Annotated in this window: 20 protein-coding genes; 16 read left to right on the top strand and 4 right to left on the bottom strand. The window is 61.1% G+C overall.

The genetic code is table 11. From position 1 onward, the window contains the following. Position 1: 1 nt before the first annotated feature. Positions 2-1,339 (top strand): cytochrome c, encoded by a 1,338-nt coding sequence (locus HBO41_RS17835; protein WP_169987190.1) that lies wholly within the window; start codon positions 2-4, stop codon positions 1,337-1,339. 146 nt (positions 1,340-1,485) lie between these two features. Here the strand turns inward: HBO41_RS17835 and HBO41_RS17830 are convergent, their stop codons facing one another. Together HBO41_RS17830 and HBO41_RS17825 are read right to left on the bottom strand one after the other, a co-directional pair. After that, entirely contained in the window at positions 1,486-1,848 is a 363-nt protein-coding gene (locus HBO41_RS17830; RefSeq protein ID WP_017137713.1) for a hypothetical protein, read from the bottom strand. A gap of 2 nt (positions 1,849-1,850) precedes the next feature. Next, a complete protein-coding gene (locus HBO41_RS17825; RefSeq protein ID WP_099547743.1) occupies positions 1,851-2,768 on the bottom strand; it encodes a hypothetical protein in 918 nt (305 codons plus the stop codon). 619 nt (positions 2,769-3,387) lie between these two features. Between HBO41_RS17825 and HBO41_RS17820 the strand changes: the two genes are divergently transcribed. The 11 genes from HBO41_RS17820 to HBO41_RS17770 all read left to right on the top strand — a co-directional run bounded on the left by HBO41_RS17820 (position 3,388) and on the right by HBO41_RS17770 (position 13,811). Continuing rightward, positions 3,388-3,690 carry a DUF6124 family protein gene (locus HBO41_RS17820; protein ID WP_099547742.1) on the top strand — a complete coding sequence of 101 codons (303 nt, stop codon included), beginning with the start codon at positions 3,388-3,390 and terminating at the stop codon, positions 3,688-3,690. A gap of 296 nt (positions 3,691-3,986) precedes the next feature. Continuing rightward, complete coding sequence (locus tag HBO41_RS17815) at positions 3,987-5,000, top strand: iron ABC transporter substrate-binding protein (protein WP_017137711.1); 1,014 nt, start codon at positions 3,987-3,989, stop codon at positions 4,998-5,000. Positions 5,001-5,003: 3 nt separating this feature from the next. After that, on the top strand, positions 5,004-6,593 hold the full coding sequence (locus HBO41_RS17810) for an iron ABC transporter permease (RefSeq protein ID WP_026013755.1): 1,590 nt from the start codon (positions 5,004-5,006) through the stop codon (positions 6,591-6,593). Continuing rightward, on the top strand, positions 6,590-7,657 hold the full coding sequence (locus tag HBO41_RS17805) for an ABC transporter ATP-binding protein (RefSeq protein WP_169987188.1): 1,068 nt from the start codon (positions 6,590-6,592) through the stop codon (positions 7,655-7,657). The genes HBO41_RS17810 and HBO41_RS17805 overlap by 4 nt, the downstream gene beginning before the upstream one ends. A gap of 61 nt (positions 7,658-7,718) precedes the next feature. Then, positions 7,719-8,483 (top strand): hypothetical protein, encoded by a 765-nt coding sequence (locus HBO41_RS17800; protein WP_169987186.1) that lies wholly within the window; start codon positions 7,719-7,721, stop codon positions 8,481-8,483. 23 nt (positions 8,484-8,506) lie between these two features. Continuing rightward, entirely contained in the window at positions 8,507-8,929 is a 423-nt protein-coding gene (locus HBO41_RS17795) for a hypothetical protein (protein ID WP_017137707.1), read from the top strand. 82 nt (positions 8,930-9,011) lie between these two features. Beyond that, the gene (locus HBO41_RS17790) at positions 9,012-9,677 is read left to right on the top strand and encodes a response regulator transcription factor (protein WP_017137706.1); all 666 of its coding nucleotides are present in this window, start codon (positions 9,012-9,014) and stop codon (positions 9,675-9,677) included. Next, the gene (locus tag HBO41_RS17785; protein ID WP_169987184.1) at positions 9,653-10,999 is read left to right on the top strand and encodes an ATP-binding protein; all 1,347 of its coding nucleotides are present in this window, start codon (positions 9,653-9,655) and stop codon (positions 10,997-10,999) included. Before HBO41_RS17790 ends, HBO41_RS17785 begins: the two co-directional genes overlap by 25 nt. 83 nt (positions 11,000-11,082) lie before the next feature. Continuing rightward, positions 11,083-12,030 carry an ornithine cyclodeaminase family protein gene (locus HBO41_RS17780; protein WP_169987182.1) on the top strand — a complete coding sequence of 316 codons (948 nt, stop codon included), beginning with the start codon at positions 11,083-11,085 and terminating at the stop codon, positions 12,028-12,030. A 21-nt stretch (positions 12,031-12,051) separates the two neighbouring features. After that, positions 12,052-13,185 carry an FAD-binding oxidoreductase gene (locus tag HBO41_RS17775; protein ID WP_017137703.1) on the top strand — a complete coding sequence of 378 codons (1,134 nt, stop codon included), beginning with the start codon at positions 12,052-12,054 and terminating at the stop codon, positions 13,183-13,185. Beyond that, positions 13,185-13,811, top strand: coding sequence for a transcriptional regulator (locus HBO41_RS17770; protein WP_138815588.1), 627 nt, complete (start codon positions 13,185-13,187; stop codon positions 13,809-13,811). Before HBO41_RS17775 ends, HBO41_RS17770 begins: the two co-directional genes overlap by 1 nt. 140 nt (positions 13,812-13,951) lie before the next feature. On the opposite strand, the gene HBO41_RS17765 is transcribed toward HBO41_RS17770, so the two are convergent. Further along, positions 13,952-14,728, bottom strand: a complete 777-nt coding sequence (locus tag HBO41_RS17765) for an ABC transporter substrate-binding protein (RefSeq protein WP_169987180.1) — start codon at positions 14,726-14,728, stop codon at positions 13,952-13,954. A 388-nt stretch (positions 14,729-15,116) separates the two neighbouring features. Between HBO41_RS17765 and HBO41_RS17760 the strand changes: the two genes are divergently transcribed. From HBO41_RS17760 to HBO41_RS17750, 3 genes are all read left to right on the top strand, one after another. After that, positions 15,117-15,866, top strand: a complete 750-nt coding sequence (locus tag HBO41_RS17760; RefSeq protein ID WP_169987178.1) for a response regulator — start codon at positions 15,117-15,119, stop codon at positions 15,864-15,866. After that, positions 15,863-16,924: an ATP-binding protein gene (locus tag HBO41_RS17755; RefSeq protein WP_017137699.1), complete on the top strand. Its 1,062-nt coding sequence runs from the start codon at positions 15,863-15,865 to the stop codon at positions 16,922-16,924. The genes HBO41_RS17760 and HBO41_RS17755 overlap by 4 nt, the downstream gene beginning before the upstream one ends. 220 nt (positions 16,925-17,144) lie before the next feature. Beyond that, a complete protein-coding gene (locus HBO41_RS17750) occupies positions 17,145-17,450 on the top strand; it encodes a hypothetical protein (protein ID WP_169987176.1) in 306 nt (101 codons plus the stop codon). A 258-nt stretch (positions 17,451-17,708) separates the two neighbouring features. Here the strand turns inward: HBO41_RS17750 and HBO41_RS17745 are convergent, their stop codons facing one another. Next, entirely contained in the window at positions 17,709-18,563 is an 855-nt protein-coding gene (locus HBO41_RS17745) for a DNA/RNA non-specific endonuclease (protein WP_099547733.1), read from the bottom strand. Positions 18,564-18,883: 320 nt separating this feature from the next. Between HBO41_RS17745 and HBO41_RS17740 the strand changes: the two genes are divergently transcribed. Continuing rightward, a complete protein-coding gene (locus tag HBO41_RS17740) occupies positions 18,884-19,780 on the top strand; it encodes a LysR family transcriptional regulator (protein ID WP_169987174.1) in 897 nt (298 codons plus the stop codon). The last annotated feature ends 95 nt before the right edge of the window (positions 19,781-19,875 follow it).

Raw genomic sequence — 19,875 nt, 5'->3', positions numbered from 1 at the left:
TATGAACAACCAACGATTGGCTAGAACCGCTGGCTGGCTGGTGCTGGCCGGCGCAGTCGCCGCCGGCCTGCTGGCCTGGTACGTCACCCGTCAACCTGCTTCGCCGTTTGAACAGGCCAACGCCACGGCTGACCCAACACTGGTCAGCCGTGGCGAGTACGTCGCCCGCGTCAGTGATTGCGTGGCCTGCCACAGCCTGCCGGGCAAAGCGCCGTTCGCTGGCGGCCTGGAGATGGCCACCCCGCTGGGCGCCATTCATGCCACCAACATCACGCCAGACAAGAACGTCGGCATCGGCACCTACAGCCTGGCCGACTTCGACCGCGCCGTGCGCCACGGCGTGGCACCGGGCGGGCGACGGCTCTACCCGGCCATGCCCTACCCGTCCTACGTAAAACTCAGCGACGACGACATGCGTGCGCTGTATGCGTTTTTTATGCAAGGCGTGCAACCGGCCAGCGAGCCGAACATTCCCAGCAGCATCCCGTGGCCACTGAACATGCGCTGGCCCATCGCACTGTGGAACGGCGTGTTCGCGCCGACTAAAACCTATGCCGCCAAACCCGAGCAGGACGCGTTGTGGAACCGAGGCGCCTATATCGTCCAAGGCCCCGGCCACTGCGGCAGTTGCCACACGCCGCGTGGGCTGGCGTTTAACGAGAAGGCATTTGACGAGTCCGGCGCGCCATTCCTCGCCGGTGCCTTGCTCGACGGCTGGTACGCACCCAGCCTGCGCCAGGACCACAACACCGGTTTGGGCCGCTGGAGCGAGCCGGAGATTGTGCAGTTCCTCAAGACCGGGCGTAATAAACACGCAGTGGTGTATGGCTCGATGACCGAGGCGTTTAACAACTCCACGCAGTTCATGCAGGACGACGACCTGGCCGCCATTGCGCGTTACCTCAAGTCGCTGCCGGGCGACCCGCAGCGTGACGGTTCGCCGTGGCAGTACCAAACGGCAGCGCTCGACACGAGCGCACCGGGTGCCCACACCTATGCCACCCGCTGCGCCTCCTGCCATGGCCTGGACGGCAAAGGCCAGCCGGAGTGGATGCCACCGTTGGCCGGTGCTACCTCAGCCTTGGCCAAGGAAAGCGCCTCGGCGATCAACATCACCCTCAATGGCTCGCAACGCATCGTGACCGCCGGAATGCCGGACGCGTACCGCATGCCGGCATTCCGCGAGCAATTGTCCGACCAGGAAATCGCCCAAGTGTTGAGCTACGTGCGCGGCACATGGGGCAACAACGGCGGCGCGGTGGAGGCTGCGGCGGTGAACAAGCTGCGTGGGCATACGGACCCGGCCAGTAGTAGCCCGATTATCCTGCACATGCGCTGACAGATCGTTCCCACGCTCCCGCGTGGGAATGCAGCCCGTGACGCTCCGCGTCACAGCTGCGCAAAACTTGAATGTTGTGAGCGGGACGCAGAGCGTCCCAGGCTGCGTTACCACGCAGAGCGCGGGAACGATCTGATGGCCGCAGGCTACCAGCCATACAAGAGGGTCCAGAGGATACAGCCAGCAAACCATACCATCCCAAAATGATACGGCCACACCGCCCAACGCTTGAGGGACAGAGGGACGGCCGCCACCTCTGCCTCGGTCACCTCGCCTCTTTTGATGTGAAATTTAGGCATGCCCAACAGGTCACTGATCACAAGCATGCGATGAAACCTGTCGATGTGCTTGTTTCTGCCCCAAAACCGTTTGTTGGCGCAGACCACCTCGTTTTCGCTGAAGTAGCTTTCCAGGGCTTCGAGCTTTGTGCACTCGGCGTAGAAAGTGAGTCCGCCAAAAACGAACGTCGCTATGGATAGAATGATTGCAAGGATGAGTTGAAAATCCATGCTTATGCGCCCTCTGGCTGAAAGATCAGATCACCGTCGATCTCTTCGATTTGCCCGCCCAGAAACGCACCGAAATCGCCAACTACATTGCCTACTGCAAACCCTCCCGCAGCGCCGCCGATCACTGCGCAAGCCAGGTCACCGTTTCCTTTAGCCACGACGCCCAAAAAAACCTTGCAGCCGAGACGGGCTATTTTCGCGCCCGCCTTCCCTCCGCCATAAGCGCCCCCTACGCCACCCACCAACTTCCCCGTTTCCACATACTTCGCCCGCCGACACTGCGCCTCGCGCCCCTCCACACACGCCTCCTTGATCTCCAACCCTGCCACGCCCACGTCCAGTGCCAAGCCCACATAGGTGCCCATCCCCAACCACTTCGAGGTCTGCGCAATGCTCCGCATCCGCTGCGCATACCCGGCAATCTCACCCTTGTGCAGATAGCTTTTGGTTGAAACCCCCAATATCTTTTTCAACGCCTGATTACCTCGCAACCCCGTGCCAAATCGCGCCGCGCCTTGCAACTGGGTATCCAGCAGCCCAAACAGCGCCTGGCGCTGGCGCAAAAAAGCCTCACGCTCCAAGCCTGCGGTTTTCAGGCGCTGGTGCAGCCGCTCAATCTCTTCCAGCGTCTGCGCCACTTCGTCCAGATGCCGCGCCCACGCCGATGTTGAGCTGCCCATTCCCAACGAGCCGTACCCGAGAAGACTTTGCAGCAGGTCATAGTTGTTGACCAATTGGGTGGCGGCGCGCGCGTCCAGCTCCCGACCGATTGCCTCGGCATGGCGCACAAGCCAGGCCTCTTCCAGCGAGCAGATCACGCTGTAGGGATCGGCACGCTGCCGTCCCGGGGCATGACCCATCAACTGGTTTTTCAAGCTGATGTAGTCCGTGAGGCGGTCGTTGATATAGCCCTGCGCCATGCTTCGTATCCCTGAATGCAATGAAGATGGCGTTGGAATATAAGCAGGCGAACAGGGCTCGGACACAAGGTCGGGAAGGCTGAGTGATATTTGGGAAGTTGCCTACATCACTAGAAATTAACGCCTACAAAAATGGCCGGACTTGATAGATCGTTCCCACGCTCCCGCGTGGGAATGCAGCCCGTGACGCTCCGCGTCGCACCTGCGCAAAACTTGAATGTTGTGAGCGGGACGCAGAGCGTCCCAGGCTGCATTCCCACGCAGAGCGCGGGAACGATCTGTGGCGAGATTAGTGGCATTTGGTCATGGTTTTTAAAGGGCCAGCAGGGCGCGTCCCTTTAAATTGCAGGACGTTTCCTAGACAATCCTTGCCGCCTTGTGCCTGTTGGAATCGATGGCTAGTCTGCGATCCGTCACTGCTTATCAGTGATCGGGTTTAGTCGCTCGGTATTCCAAAAGGTGCATGGCCCTCCATGAGGTTTTATGGTGGCTGTGCGCAGGGCGCCCTCGGGTGCGCCGGTTTTTACCTTTTGGTCCGGTCGACTAACCTGCGTACAGCCGCCACCCTACGTTTAGTCGCGAACGGTTCGGCTCCTTGAATCCAAAAGGTAGCTAAAGAATGAAAAAAGTCGTCCCTGACCCACCCCGCAACACCACCAAAGACCGCGCCGCCTTCAACCGCGCCATCGACCATTACCTACCCTCCAACGGCGTTAAAATCGAAGACCTGAGCTTCGAAGACGCCCTGCTCTACACCGCCAGCTTGCTCGACAGTGCTTCAGCTACCGCACTCAATTGCGGTGATCTGCTGGCCAGTCCCCAGCGCGCGAAGATTCTGGCGGTGTGGCATTTGCTGGAGATGGCCAAGACCACCGTGGACCGATCCATCGAGTGCCTTAAACCCACAGCCCCGCCTGCCTGAACACAATAAAAACGGTGGGAGCGGCGGTGCGACGATTCGACTTGCTCGCGAATGCGGTGGGTCAGACCCAGAGATGCTGACTGAACCACTGCATCCGCGAGCAAGCCAGCTCCCACATTTGACCTGCGTCATTTAATAGGCCTCATCACATTTGTTAACCGTTTATTTGACGTTTTTTTCTCATCTGCGCCTCTACATTCGCCGCGCCTCAATATGCAAATGATTCCTATTGGTCTAGTCTCAGTCGACCCCTCACGGGCTTCCCGTGCCTACATAAAAACCGGAGCATTCAACGTATGGCTTCCCGTCTACCGTCTTTCCTCACTAAAGCCCTGCTCGCCACTGCATTGGTTGGCGCCGGGCAAGTGTATGCCGCCGAAACCGCCGGCATCGTGGTGTACAACGCCCAGCACGAAAGCCTGACCAAGGCCTGGGTTGAGGGCTTCACCGAGGAAACCGGGATTCCGGTAACCATCCGCAATGGCGACGACACCGAGATGGGCAACCAGCTTGTGCAGGAAGGTGCGGCCTCACCGGCCGACGTGTTCCTCACCGAAAACTCCCCGGCCATGGTGCTGGTGGACAACGCCGGGCTGTTCGCGCCAGTAGCGCCGAGCACGTTGGAACAAGTGGACGCCGCCTACCGCCCCGCCCACGGCAAGTGGCTGGGCATCGCCGCACGTTCGACGGTGTTCGTGTACAACCCGAGCAAACTCAAAGAAGCCGAGCTGCCAAAGTCCCTGCTGGACCTGGCCTCGCCAAGCTGGAAAGGCCGCTGGGCTGCCTCACCGGCCGGTGCCGACTTCCAGGCTATCGTCGCCGCCGTGCTGGAACTCAAAGGCGAAGCCGCCACCCTCGACTGGCTCAAGGCGATGAAAGCCAACGCGAGCATCTACCGTGGCAACAGCGCGGTGCTTAAAGCCGTCAACGCCGGCCAGGTCGACAGCGGCGTGATTTATCACTACTACAGCTTTGTCGACCAATCCAAGACCGGCGAAAACAGCAAGAACACCCAATTGCACTACTTCAAACACCAGGATCCAGGCGCCTTTGTGAGCATCTCCGGCGCCGGTGTATTGGCCTCCAGCAAGCATAAAGAGGAAGCCCAGGCCTTCTTGAAGTGGATCACCGGCAAAGACGGACAGGCGATCCTCAAGGACGGCAACTCGTTCGAATACGCCGTGGGCCAGGGCGCACAGTCCAACCCCAAGCTGACACCGCTGGCCCAGCTGGACGCGCCGAAAGTGGACGCCTCCAAGCTCAACAGCAAAAAGGCCGTCGAACTGATGACCCAAGCCGGACTGCTCTGATTGCTGCCTGAACCTTTAGCTCCCGCCTTAACGCAGGCGCAACCGCGTAAACGCGCCCACGGTTTGTTTAAAAGCCGTGGGGGCACGTGGGTCACCAGTTTGTCAGTAGTGGTGTCGCTGCTGGCACTGCTGCCCATTGCGTTTGTGATCGGCGTGTCCTGGCAAATCGGCTGGGCGCAGATTGAAGCGTTGGTGTGGCGTCCGCGTGTGGGTGAACTGCTGGTCAACACCGTGTTGCTGGTGGTGTTCACCCTGCCCTTATGCGTGGTGCTGGGCATTGCGCTGGCGTGGCTGACCGAGCGCACCAACCTGCCAGGGCGCCGTGTGTGGTCGCTGCTGGCGGTTGCGCCGCTGGCGGTGCCGGCGTTTGTGCACAGTTACGCCTGGGTCAGCCTGGTGCCGTCGATGCATGGTTTGCCGGCCGGCGTGCTGGTCTCGGTGATTGCCTATTTCCCGTTTTTGTACTTGCCGGTGGCGGCGACCTTGCGCCGGCTCGACCCTGCCATTGAAGACGTGGCCGAGTCCCTGGGCCTCAAGCCCTGGGCGGTATTTTTTCGCGTGGTGCTGCCGCAGTTGCGCCTGGCGATCTGCGGCGGCGCACTGCTGGTAGGCCTGCATTTACTCGCCGAATACGGCTTGTACGCGATGATTCGTTTCGATACGTTCACCACCGCGATTTTCGATCAGTTCAAATCCACCTTTAACGGCCCTGCCGCCAATATGCTTGCGGCGGTGCTGGCGCTGTGTTGTTTGGCGATGCTCACGGCGGAATCCGCTGCACGCGGGCATGCGCGTTATGCGCGGGTCGGCTCCGGCAGCGCACGCGAGCAACGTATTGTGAGCCTGCGCACGCGCACCACGCTGCTCGCCCTTGGCCTGCAAGGGCTGACCTGCGCGCTGGCCCTGGGTGTGCCGTTGATCACCCTGGGCAAGTGGCTGATCGCCGGTGGCCGTGAGGTCTGGCAGTTCAACGAACTGCTGCCCGCGCTGGAGCAGACCGTGCTACTGGGCGTGGCCGGTGCCGTGCTGACCACCTGTGCGGCGGTGCCGATTGCGTGGCTGTCGATTCGGGCGCCAGGGCGTTTACAGCGCATCCTGGAAAGCTGCAACTACATCACCAGCTCGTTGCCCGGCATTGTGGTGGCGCTGGCCTTGGTCACAGTGACCATTCATTTCGCCCGGCCGATCTACCAGACCACCATCACCGTGCTGCTCGCCTATTTGCTGATGTTCCTGCCACGGGCGCTGGTGAGCCTGCGCGCGGGTATCGCCCAGGCGCCGGTAGAACTGGAAAACATGGCGCGCAGCCTCGGCCGTTCGCCGGGCCGCGCCCTGTGGCTGATCACTTTGCGGCTGGCCGCGCCTGCTGCGGCTGCGGGTGCGGCGCTGGTGTTCCTGGCGATCACCAACGAGTTGACCGCCACCTTGCTGCTGGCGCCTAACGGCACGCGCACCCTGGCCACCGGTTTCTGGGCGCTGACCAGCGAAATCGACTACGCCGCTGCCGCGCCTTACGCGCTGATCATGATCCTGTTGTCACTGCCGTTAACCGGCCTTCTCTACCATCAATCCAAACGCACGGCAGGCCGATGAACGCCCTCGAACTCCACGCCCTCTGCAAGACCTTCGGCACCCAGCGTGCCCTGGCGGACGTCTCCCTCGCAGTGCCCACGGGCAGCCGCACGGTAATCGTCGGCCCTTCGGGCTCGGGCAAGACCACCTTGCTGCGCATGATCGCCGGCTTTGAATTCCCCGACACCGGCAGCCTCACGCTCAACGGCCAGGTATTGGTCGACGCCACCCACGCGGTGCCGGCCCACCAGCGCCAGATCGGCTATGTACCGCAGGATGGCGCGCTGTTCCCGCACATGACGGTGGCCGACAATATCGGCTTTGGCCTGGCCACCCAAGGTGAAGCCCGGCACACGCGCATCGCCGAACTGATGGACAGCGTGGCCCTCGACGCCAACATGGCCCGGCGCTGGCCCCATGAACTGTCTGGCGGCCAGCAGCAACGCGTGGCACTCGCCCGGGCCTTGGCCCAGCAACCCCGGTTGATGTTGCTGGATGAACCGTTTTCCGCGCTGGACACCGGCCTGCGCTCGGCCATGCGCAAAATGGTCGCGCGCCTGCTGAGCGACGCGGGCATCACCACGATCCTGGTCACCCATGATCAAAGTGAAGCGCTGTCGTTTGCCGACCAATTGGCAGTGATGCGCCAGGGGCGCCTGGTGCAGGCGGGCCACCCGATGGACCTGTACCAATACCCGGTCGATGAGCAAACCGCGTTGTTCCTCGGCGAAGCGGTGGTGATGCCCGCCCGTATTGAAGCTGGCTGGGCGCATTGCGGGCTGGGCCGTGTGCCGGTGGACAGTACGGCGGACCACGCAGCCACGCGGATCATGCTGCGCCCGGAACAATTGCAGCTGAGTACCACCGACCTGTCGGGCTGTCGTGGTGTCGTGACCGAGCGCGAATTCGGCGGCAATACCTGCACGTTGACCGTGGTGTTGCAGCCTGCCGAGGATGAACCGGGCCAGGCGATTCTGGTGCGCAGTTCCGGCCTGCAAGCCCCGCGCACCGGCAGTGTGGTGCACCTCACGACACTCGGCACGGCGCATGTATTGAAAAAAACCCAGGCCCTCAGTCTCAGCTAAGTGTCGGGGCTTACCTTCTCCCCTGCGCCAACCACTGCGCAGTCAAGGAGAGGTAACCCCGATGAATGCCACAGCAGCCCGTTGGCTGAACAAAGTACCCGAGGTGACGCTGTCATTCTGGGTGATCAAGATACTGTCCACCACCGTGGGCGAAACCGGCGCGGATTACCTCGCCGTGGATGCAGGCTTCGGCGCCGGCTGGACCAGCTTCGGCATGGCCGCTTTGCTGGGGCTCGCGTTGTTCGGCCAACTGCGCACCAAGGCCTACACGCCGTGGATCTACTGGCTGACGGTGGTGCTGGTGAGCATCGTCGGCACGCAGATCACCGATATCCTCACCGATAAGCTCGACGTCAGCCTGTACACCAGTACGGCGATTTTTTCGGTGCTGCTCGCGCTTAACTTCATCGTCTGGTATCGCACCGAGCGCAGCCTGTCGATCCGCGACATCGTGACCCCACGGCGCGAGTGGTTCTACTGGACCACCGTGCTGTGTACCTTCGCTTTAGGCACCGCCGCCGGTGACCTGGCCACCGAAGCCCTGGGCCTGGGCTTTACCCTCGGCGCGGTGATTTTCGCCGGTTTAATCGGCGTGACACTGCTGGCCTGGCGCCTGGGCGTCAACAGCGTGCTGACCTTCTGGATCGCCTACATCCTCACCCGCCCGTTCGGCGCCTCCCTCGGCGACCTGCTCACCCAAGCCAAGACGTACGGCGGCCTGGGCATGGGCGCCAGTTGGACCAGCGCGCTGTTCTTGTGCGTGATCGTGTTGCTGGTGGCCGTGGCGCAAATCAGCATCGGCAGCCGTAAAACCCTCATTCAATAAATTCTCACTCCAAGGAAACTGCCATGAGCAAAGTTCGCAATGTGATCCGCCACGCCGCAATTGTTTCAGCGATTTTCATGCTGGGCATCGCCACCGGTTGTTCCAAGCCGGCTGACAAACCTGCCAGCGCGGCCAACCCCACCAGCAGCCAGCGCCATATGTCGCAACTGGGTGATCTGTCGGCGTTTCGTAACATCGCGGTAGACGTTTCCGGTCTTGTTGCCAAGAACGACCTGGCAGGTGCCAAAGCCCGCATCAAAGACCTGGAAACCAGCTGGGACAGCGCTGAAGCCGGGATCAAGCCACGTGCCGCCAACGACTGGCACGTGCTCGACAAAGCCATCGACCGCGCCCTCTCGGCCCTGCGTGACGGCAACCCTAACCAGGCAGAGTGCAAAGCCTCGATGGACGACCTGCTCAAGACCTTCGACCTGATGAAAGGCTGATATCGGACAAATGCCTGCCCAGGTGCTTCAATACACACGCGGCGATCACCTCGCCGCGCGTGCTTTTTGTGCGGAGAGACTTATGCGAATACTGCTGGTCGAGGACGACCCGATGATTGGCGATGCGATCCAGCGTGCGCTCAGCGACGCGAGCTATGCCGCTGACTGGGTCAAGAATGGCCTCACCGCCCTCGCCGCCCTCGACACCCATCCCTATGACCTGGTGCTGCTCGACCTTGGCCTGCCTGGCAAGGATGGCCTCGACGTGCTGGACACGATTCGCGCACGCAACAACCCCGTGCCCTTGCTGATCATCACCGCCCGCGACAGCCTCGACGACCGCCTGCGGGGCCTTGACGGCGGCGCCGATGATTACTTGCTCAAGCCCTTCGATATCCCGGAACTGCTCGCACGCATGCGTGCGGTATTACGCCGCAAAGGCGGCAGCGCTCAATCGTTGCTGGGCAATGGCGTGGTGACGCTGAACCTGCTCACCAAGCAAGCCAGTACGCAAGAACAGCATGAGGTCGCCCTTTCCAGTCGCGAATTTGCGCTGCTGCAAGCGCTGTTGATTCGTCCCGGCGCCATCCTTTCGCGCAGCGAGTTGGAAGACCGCTTGTATGGCTGGGGCAATGAGGTGGAAAGCAACGCCATCGAATTCCTGATTCACGCCTTGCGGCGCAAATTGGGCACTCACGTGATCAAGAACGTCAGGGGCATGGGATGGATGGTTTCAAAAAACGTCTGAGCGAGTCAGTGCAACTGCGCCTGTCGGTGGCGTTATCCCTCGCTATTTTGCTGGTGGCCTTGGTGGCCAGCGTGTTCGCCTTTGTCTCGGCGTTTGAAGAAACCCACGAACAGCAGGACGCCACCTTGCGCCAGGTGGCGATGCTGTATGACCGCCAGCACATGACCCTGCAATACCCACAAGGCCCGGCGCTTAAAGGCGATGACGAAGAAACCCGGGTGATCATCCAGCACCTGAGTGACAGCCCAAGGGCCACGGGCACCACGGATGAAGCCTTGCCTTTGCCGTTTCCGGCCAGCCTCGCCGATGGCCTGTCCACCGTCGCCATGGTCGGCGAAAATTTTCGCGTGCTGGTGCACACCACCGCCCGTGGTGAACGCATCGCCGTGGCCCAGGAATCCGATGCCCGCGACAAGGACGCCCGCGAAAGCGCCTGGCGCAGTTTGTTGCCGTTCCTGATTCTGTTTCCGGTGTTGTTACTGGTGGTCGGCGACTTGGTGCGCAAGTTGTTTCGCCCCATTGGCGTGCTTGCCGCAGAGATCGACCAACGGGCCGAGCAGGAACTGCACCCGATTGAAGAGCAGCACCTGCCCAGCGAAGTACGCCCGTTTGTGGTCGCGATCAATCGCCTGCTGGCACGCGTCGGGCAGTCCATGGACAGCCAACGGCGCTTTGTCGCCGATGCCGCCCATGAACTGCGTTCACCGATGACCGCCCTGGCGCTGCAAGCCGACCGGCTGGCCGCCACCGAGCTATCGCCCGTCAGCCGCGAGCGGTTTGAGCCGCTGTCACGCGGCATTCAACGCGGGCGCAAACTGATTGATCAATTGCTGAGCCTCGCGGCGGCGCAGTCGGCGTCTGAGCGGGCGCAAACCACACTGTCGGTGCATACCGTGTACCGCCAGATACTGGAAGATTTGCTGCCGTTGGCCGAGAGCAAACAGATCGATATCGGCGTTGAAAGCACCCAGGATGTGCAGGTGACGCTCAACGAATTGGACCTGTTTACGCTGGTGAAAAACCTGGTGGATAACGCCATTCGCTATACCCAGCCGGGTGGGCGTATCGACCTGTCGGTTGCGCTGGAGGCTGACGCCGTGCAACTGCAAATCAAAGATTCCGGCCCCGGCATTACGCTAGAGGAACAGGCGCGCGTGTTCGATCCGTTCTATCGCAGCCTGGGCACCGACGAGGCCGGCTCCGGGCTTGGACTCTCGATCGTCAAGGTGATTGCCGATCGCACAGGCGCACGGGTGCAACTCGCGTTTACTGACGCCATTGCGCAACGGGGCTTGTGTGTCACGGTGTGGCTGGCGAAGTAACGTGCAGTTTTTTCTGACGTGGATATTGCCCAACAGAACTAAAAGTCCATAATAGACAAATTAGTTTATCTGCGGAGATTGCCATGTCCAGCACGCCCCTTGTCATGAATCAGGCCCAGGCCCGTGAATTGCTCACCCAGGTCGATGTGCCCCACATTCTGCACAAGCTGTTCCGCGACCTGGCGGCCGGGCTGGCGGTGCAGCCGGCGCAACAGTTGGTGGAGTTCCCGCACGGGGCCGGCGACTTTATCAACTACCTGGGCGTGCTGGCCGACGAGGGTGTGTATGGGGTCAAGACGTCGCCCTACATCGTGCGCGAGCAAGGCCCGCTGGTGACGGCCTGGACGTTGTTGATGTCGATGCACAGCGGCCAGCCGCTGATGCTGTGTGATGCGGCCGAGCTGACCACCGCGCGCACCGCTGCCACCACTGCATTGGCGGTGGACGTGCTGGCGCCTGCTGCCGCGCGGCGCCTGGCGATTATCGGCAGTGGCAAGGTGGCGCAAGCGCACCTGCACTACGTGCGCAACCTGCGCGACTGGCAGCAGATTCGCCTGTATTCACCGAGCCTGGGCCACGCCAGCGTCGACACCCTCGCCCACCTCAAAGGCCTGGACCCGCGCCTGACCCTGGCCGACAGCTGTGACAGCGCCGTGGAAGACGCCGATGTGATCCTGCTGTGTACCTCATCGGCCGGCCCGGTGCTCAACCCGGCGCGTTTGCGCAAGCCAGCGCTGATCACCTCCATCAGCACCAATGCGCCACGCGCCCATGAAGTGCCACCCGCCAGCCTGCACGCCATGCATGTGTTCTGCGACTATCGCCAGACCACGCCGGGCGCGGCCGGTGAGATGCTGATCGCCGCCGAGCAACACGCTTGGGACAAGCGCGCCGTGATCGGCGACCTGCCGGAGTTGCTCAGTGATATGGCGCAGCGCCCGGACTATGACCGCCACGTGTTTTTCCGCTCGATCGGCCTGGGCCTGGAAGACGTCGCACTGGCCAATGCCCTGTACCAAACCCAGCGCTAACCATTGTTTAAGGAGATGTTTATGAGCCATGCAGACTTCATCATCATCGGCGGCGGCATTGCCGGTGCATCCACCGGGTTCTGGTTGTCGCAGCATGGCAAAGTATTGGTGCTGGAGCGCGAAAGCCACCCGGCCTATCACTCCACCGGGCGCTCGGCGGCGCTCTACACCGCGGCTTATGGCACACCGCAAGTGCGCGCGTTGACCCTGGCCAGCCGTGCATTTTTTGATAACCCGCCGGCAGGCTTCTGTGAGCACCCGTTGCTGACGCCACGCGGGGAGATCACCGTGGATTTCAGCGGCGACCCGGCGGAACTGGAGCGTCAATACCAGAGCGCCAAGGCCACGGTGGCGCAGGTGGAACGGCTGAGTGTCGATGAGGCGTGCGCACGCTTGCCGATTTTGCGTCGTGAAAAAGTCCACGGCGCCATCTTCGACCCGACCGCCAGCGACATCGACACCGATGCCCTGCACCAGGGTTATTTGCGTGGTATCCGTCGCCATCACGGCGAAGTGCGTACCGACAGCCCTGTACTGGGCCTGAGCCGTGACGCCGACGGCCTGTGGCAGGTGCGCACCCAGGACGCGACCTACACCGCGCCGATCATCATCAACGCTGCCGGTGCCTGGGCCGATCAGATCGGCGGCCTCGCTGGCGCGGCGTCCATCGGACTGCAGCCCAAACGGCGCTCGGCGTTTATCTTCGCCGGGCCAGAGGGTGTCGACACGCATGGGTGGCCGATGCTGGTGGCCCTCGACGAAGCCTTTTACATGAAGCCTGACGCGGGCATGTTCCTCGGCTCACCGGCCAACGCCGACCCGGTCGAACCCCAGGATGTGCAGCCCGAAGAACTGGACATTGCCATGGGCATTTACCAGATCGAAGAAGCCACCACCTTGACCATCCGCCGTCCTACCCGCACTTGGGCCGGGCTGCGCAGTTTTGTGCCTGATGGTGATTTGCTCGCGGGCTTCGACCCGCAGGTGCCGGGGCTGTTCTGGGTCGCGGCGCAGGGCGGTTATGGCATCCAGACCTCACCGGCCATGGGCCAGGCCAGCGCGGCGCTGGTACGCGGCGCACCGTTGCCGGAGCCGCTGACGCGGTTTGGCCTGGACGCTGGTATGCTCTCGCCCGTCCGCCTGGAGCCGCATTGATGAGCATTGCTGAACAAGAAAACGTTGTGCAGAACTTTCGGGCGATCGCCGATGCGATCGCCACGCTGTTCTTTCCCCACGCCGAAGTGGTGCTGCATGACTTGCGCACGCAAAAGGTCGATTACATCGCCAACAACTTGTCGAAACGCGCCATCGGTGACGAATCGTCGCTGGAGGACATGCTCAGCGATGACATCCGCGAAGTGAATATCGGCCCGTACGAAAAGCTCAACTGGGACGGTCAGAAAATCCGCAGCCTGAGCACGGTGCTGCATGACCACAAAGGTCGTCGGCTGGCGGTGCTGTGCATCAACCTGAATATCTCGTTGTTCGAAAACGCCAAGGCGGCGCTGGACCTGTTCCTGTCACCGAGCAAGCTGATCCCACAGCCGGATTCACTGTTTCGTGATGACTGGCAGGAGCGCATCAACACCTTCTTGCATGCCTGGATGCGTGAACGTCAGTTGAGCCTGAACCTGCTGACCCGCGACCATAAGCGTGAGCTGGTGCTGGCATTGCATGCCGAGGGCGCGTTCAAGGGCAAGAGCGCATCGAACTACGTGGCGAATGTGCTGGGGATGGGGCGGGCGACGGTGTACAAGCACCTTAAGGAATTGAAGGGCTGAACGATCATTCATCAACTGTGGGAGCTGGCTTGCCTGCGATGGCATCAACTCGGTATACCTGATGTACCGAGGTGTCTGCATCGCAGGCAAGCCAGCTCCCACATGTGACCGAGTATGGCTTTACTGTTGCTGTTACACCCTCAGTCGCCGTAGATATCGGACTTGAAATACTGCTGTGAAATCTTCTGATACTCGCCATTCGCGCGGATGCCGTCGATGGCCGTATTCAGCTCACTGACCAGTTCGGTATTGCCCTTGCGCACCGCGATCCCGGCGCCCTCGCCCACGTATTTGGGGTCTTTGAGTTCCGGCCCGACAAACGCGTAGCCCTTGCCACGCGGCATCGACAGGAAGTCACTCAACGGGATGGTGTCGGCAAAAATCGCATCCAGGCGCCCCGCCGCCAAATCCATGTAGATTTCTTCGTTATTGCTGTAGCGCTTGACGTTGATGCCCTTGGGCTCGAACACCTCGGTGGCATAGCGGTCGGTGGTGGTGGCGCGCTGCACGCCAATGGTCTTGCCCTTGAGGCTGGCGTACTGGTCATCCACCACCGCGCCGTCCTTCATCACCAGGCGCGAGGAAGTGAAGTAATACTTGTGGGTGAAATCCACCGATTTCTTGCGGTCTTCGTTGATGGTCATGGATGACAGGGCCATGTCGATTTTCTTCACTTTAAGCGAAGGGATCAGGCCGTCGAATTCACCTTCCACCCACACGCACTTGACCTTCATCTGCGCGCACAAGGCATTACCGATGTCGTAGTCGAACCCGACGATCTTGCCATCCTGGGTCTTGGAGGCGAACGGTGGGTAGGCCGCCTCAATGCCGATACGCAAGGTTTTCTCAGCGGCCAGCACATGGCTTGAAGCAAACAGGCCCAGGGCCAGTGCAGCGATCAGCGCGGGTTTCTTCATGGTCGTTATCTCGCAAGTTGTTGTTGGTTTGGCAAGCGTGAAGAAAGAGAGGTATAGGCTTTTTGTACTTATAATTCCATATTGGACTTTTAGGTATTGATCGTCAATCCATGCCACCTTCCTAAGCGCTCGGGCACAAATTATTGCCCGCCTCCATCGTTTCTCCACAAAACCTCCCATGAATGCGCACGTTGGTTGCGCACACTTGCGTTAACCGTTGCGTAGATTTACCAGGAGAACACGATGATTCCTGCTCTGGAGGTCAGCACCCTCACCCAGAAGCTATGATCACTACTGGCAAACGTGGCCATGGACCGGCAGCCACGATAAGGCAGATAAGCACGAGCGCAGGGATGCACAGGCTCGCCGCGTATTCACCGAGCAGACCATGACTGATTTTCCCGTTGCATCGATTCCCCGCCCGGACTGCGTCAGAGAACCCCAGGCCCTCGTGCTGATTGCCGAAGATGAGCCGCAAATCGCCGACATTCTGGAGGCTTACCTCAAACGCAGCGGCTTTCGCACCGCCCACGCGCGTGACGGCCAACAGGCGCTGGACATGCACCTGGCGCTCAAGCCGGAGCTGATGTTGCTGGACGTGCTGATGCCCCACGTGGACGGCTGGCAAGTGCTCGCGCAAGTGCGCCAGCGCGGCCATACGCCGGTGATCATGCTGACCGCGCAAGACCAGGACATGGACAAGCTCATGGGCCTGCGCATCGGCGCCGACGACTATATCGTCAAGCCGTTCAACCCCGCCGAAGTGGTGGCGCGCACCCAGGCGGTACTGCGCCGCTCCATCGCTTATCGCGACCGCGCCTGCCCCACGGTGCTGCGGGTGGACGCGTTTGAAATTGACCTGGAAAGCTATGAAGCCACGGTGACGTTGGCCGGCCGCCGAGTGCCGCTGGCCTTGACCGTCACCGAATTCAGGCTGCTGGCGCAACTGGCCAAGGCACCGAAACGGGTGTTCACCCGCGCCGAGCTGTTGGCCCAGTGCTCACCGGAAAGCGACAGCCTGGAGCGCACGGTCGACAGCCATATCAGCAAACTGCGGCGCAAGCTCGAAGACCTCGGCGTGCAGGGTGTGCCCACCAGTATCCGTGGCGTCGGCTATCGGTTCGGGAGCATGGTGTGAAAGGGCTCAATGGCCTGAGCCGCCAGATCATCTTGTCGATGTGCGCCGTGGTGCTGTGCGTGATCGCCCTGGCGGTGATCGGCTCGTATATTTTTTACGCATTGCTGTGGACCTACTGGCCGCTCACCGACGCCGAAGTGGATGCCTGGCTGCCGGCCAAGGCTGAATGGGTGTGGATGGGCCTGACCACGTGCGTGAGCCTGGCGGTGGGCTCGATTGTGGCGCTGAAACTGTCGCGGCGAATCCTGATGCCGCTTAACTCCGTGGCCGAGAACCTGCGCAAACTGGCCGACGGCGACCTGGACGTACAGGCCGTTGCCGGTGACCAGTCGATCGGCGAAGCGGCGATCCTGGTCAATGACTTCAACAGCATGGCCAAACGCTTGCAGCGCATGGCGCAGGAGCAAGCGTTCTGGAATGCCGCCATTGCGCATGAACTGCGCACACCCCTGACTATTCTGCGCGGGCGCCTGCAAGGGTTGGCCGAGGGTGTATTCGAACCCGACACCGCGCAGTTCTATAGCCTGCTGGGCCAGGTCGAAGGCTTGACGCGCTTGATCGAGGATTTGCGCGTGGTGGGCCTGGCAGACAGTGGCTACCTGGAACTCAACCTGCAAGAAGCCGACCTGGCGACAGGCATCGAAGACGATGTACGGTTGTTCGAACCGAGCCTGGTGGCCGCAGGTTTTGTGCTGCAACTGGACCTGCAACGCCGCACGATGCGCTGCGACCCGGCGCGCATTCGCCAGGCCTTGCTGGCCCTGCTGGATAACATTCGGCGGCACGCGACACCGGGCAATGTCATCGTCCACCTGAGCACCCGCGACGGCTTCAACTACCTGCGCGTGCGCGATGACGGCCCCGGCATCGACGAAGGTTTTGCCGCGCGCCTGTTTGACGCCTTCCAACGCGGTGAAAACTCCCGCTCACGCGCCCAGGGCGGCAGTGGCCTGGGCCTGGCCGTGGTGCGCGCTATCGCCCTCGCCCATGGCGGCGCAGTGACCTGCCGCCGCATGGAAAACGGCGGCACGCTGTTTGAACTCAGTTGGCACGTTTGATTGAGCGAGGCACGGCGATGCGTATGTTTTTTTCGGTGTTTAAGCGCCCGCCCCGTTATCGGCACTTTGCTTTATTGGACGCAAGGCAGGTGTGTATTGCGTTTAAAAGCTGCCGCACAAAACCTGTCGGCGAGCATTGGATAGAAGTCGAACGGGTCAACCTGTCTTGGCTGGGAACCACGCTCCCAGGCTGCGCGCGTACCGTTGAGGGAGGGTAAACATGAGCAATGACATTTCCCGACTCGAAGCCTCGTTAAGGCTGCACACGGCCCGTTTGAAAAGGTTGCAGCGTTTCTGGGTGCCGCTGCAACGGCGTGCCCCGAAGTGGGTGCTGGGGTTGTGGATTGCAGGCATCTTCATATCGCTGGCCACCCAATGTTACGAGCACTGGCTGGTGACCGCACCGATGATCTGCGCATTGATCGTGGTGGAGATTATCGTCGATGAGCGGCAAATGACGCTGTTATTGCGCGTCGACCAGATGCGTGACCTGCTCAGAGAAGCACGCAACCGCTATCTGTGTTGATAAGCGCAGGTTGCTGGCGAGCCCTTGCGCAATCATCGTAGTCAATTTTGATCAGCAGATTCTTCAGGTCCGTGAACTACGCCTGGACTAAGTGAAGGCCGAGCGAAGCTGACAGTAAAGGCCAGTATCTGCACCGGTAACCTGTGGCGAGGGAGCTTGCTCCCGCTGGGCTGCGAAGCGGCCCTGAAAAAAAGGACTGCTGCACAGTCCAACGGGAGCAAGCTCACTCGCCACAGAAGTGATACGGATCCTTAACTATTACAACGCTTGCTTGCACCCAATGCGCCCCGGCAACTGCCCTTGCCTGGCCTTCAACGCGGCCTGCACCGCCTGCGGCAGATCACTCCAGAACGTCAGCCCGGAGCGCTCTTCGATTTGACTCACGGGCACCTGGTAATCGCAGAAGTTCGCGCCTTTGGGCGTTTCCTGGTTCATGACGAACGAGGCGTACATTCCGCCTTCAGGCGAGCTGCCGACGAAGATGATTTTCCAGTAGCCACTGGGAATGGTGTGCACCTTGTTCGTACCCGGCAGCGTGCCGACAAAATGCTCATACAGCGGCCCGGTGGCGACATACACCGCGTCGATCCCCGCCTGCTTGCTCAGGTTGCGCTCCTGGTCTTCCAGGTGCGCCCACGGCCCCTGGTTGAGGTCGGACTTCTGCGGGGTGATGTTCGACAGGTAATTGAGGCTTTGCCAATCGGCTACCCCCGCCATCGAGGCGAGGTTGGCCTGATGGCCACGGTCGACTTTGAGCGCGACATTGGCGCCGTTGTAATCCACCGGGTCGAGGGTTTCGCCGGCCGGAATGTCCGGGTCGGTCTGCCAGTCGCGCGAGCGGCCGCTGGCGGGGGTGGTCTTGGTGATTTTGTACGACACCCAGTTGGCAAACTTGGTCGAGCCATTATTGTTCAGGGTGTACGCCTGGCGGTTCAGCGTCAGCGGGCTGCCACCGCTGGGGCAGCCGACCGAGCAGTTGTCGAACTGCCAGGCCTGTTGGGGCTGGGCTTGCGGTGTGACGGCCGACTCACGGGTTCTATCCGGTGTGGTACAAGCGGCAACCAGCGGGATCAACAGAAACGCGAGGTGTTTGGACTTCATACTTCCATGCATGGTGTAGCTCCTTGGGATGATTCAGTGACAGAAGGTCTGTCGGCGGCTGCGATCCATCGCAAGCCGACATAAACATTAAACCACTTAAACGTTTCAAATTGCGTACAGGTTTCAGTGGGCGCTAAAAAAACCGATCACGCCGCGCGAGCCCACATTCAGATCGCGTTACATCAGGTGGCTGCTCTGCTTTTTATCCGTTGGTGAGGATCACTTCAATGCAGGTGATTGGACACGCAGGCCTTACAATGAGAGGGTCTGCTGCGGGTGCAGGCACGGGCACTTATCCTGACCGCTCACTTATTCCCAGGCTGGGGCTTTAAATGGACATCAAGCAACTCAAATTCCTGATCGCGCTGGAGCAGACCCGGCACTTCGGCCAGGCGGCTGCGCGCTGCCATATCACCCAGCCGACCCTGTCGATGCGCCTGCGCAATCTGGAGGATGAGCTGGGCCTGGAGTTGGTCACCCGTGGCCAGCGCTTCGAAGGCTTCACCCAGGCCGGCGAACGCGTGTTGGCCTGGGCCAGAACCCTGCTCGCCGCCCATGACGGTTTGTTTGCCGAAGCGGCGGCGTGTCGCGGGCAGTTAGTGGGTAGCCTGCGCCTGGGGCTGGTACCGCTCAGCGGGTTCAACTCGATCAGCTACATCCAAGGTCTGTCCCAAACGTTTCCAGAGCTCAAATTCAGCCTGTCGTCCATGAGTTCGGACAAGATCATCGAAGCCCTGGGCACCAATCAACTGGATTTGGGCGTGTGCTACCTGGACCACGTAAACCCCAATTACCTGGAGGTTTTTGAACTGGGCGAAACCCGCGTCGGCCTGCTGTACGACACGCGCCACTTCCAGTTCGAAGGCACCGAAATGAGTTGGGAAGATGCCGCGCAGTTACCCCTGGGGATGATCAGCAACGGCATGCATTATCGAAAATCCATTGACCTGAGTTTCCGCAGCCGTGGCCTCGACCCGCAGCCCATTCTCGAAAGCGACTCGACCTATCAGTTGTTCCAGGCGATCCACGAAGGTTTTTGCTGCGCGATCATGCCGCTGGACAGTGGCATGGAAAACCCGATCGAGAACCTCGCCTTTATCAACTTGCCGGACGCCAGCGTGCTCGCGCCACTGGGGTTGGTGATGCGCAAGACCGAACCGCGCTCGGCCATCGCCGAGAAGTGTTTTACACACGCCAAACAGATGTTTGCCGGCAACGGCACGCACTGATCTGCAGCGCGAAAGGACGAACACTCTAACTGTGGCAAGCCTGCTTGCCACAGGTCCAGCGTCGCACCACCGTTATGTCGATAACGGTGCAAGAT

This window comes from Pseudomonas sp. WS 5146, from assembly GCF_012985495.1.
GTDB classification, from domain to species: Bacteria; Pseudomonadota; Gammaproteobacteria; order Pseudomonadales; family Pseudomonadaceae; genus Aquipseudomonas; species Aquipseudomonas edaphica.
Note: the sequence above shows the minus strand (reverse complement) of the source record. Positions and strands in the feature narration are given on the sequence as shown.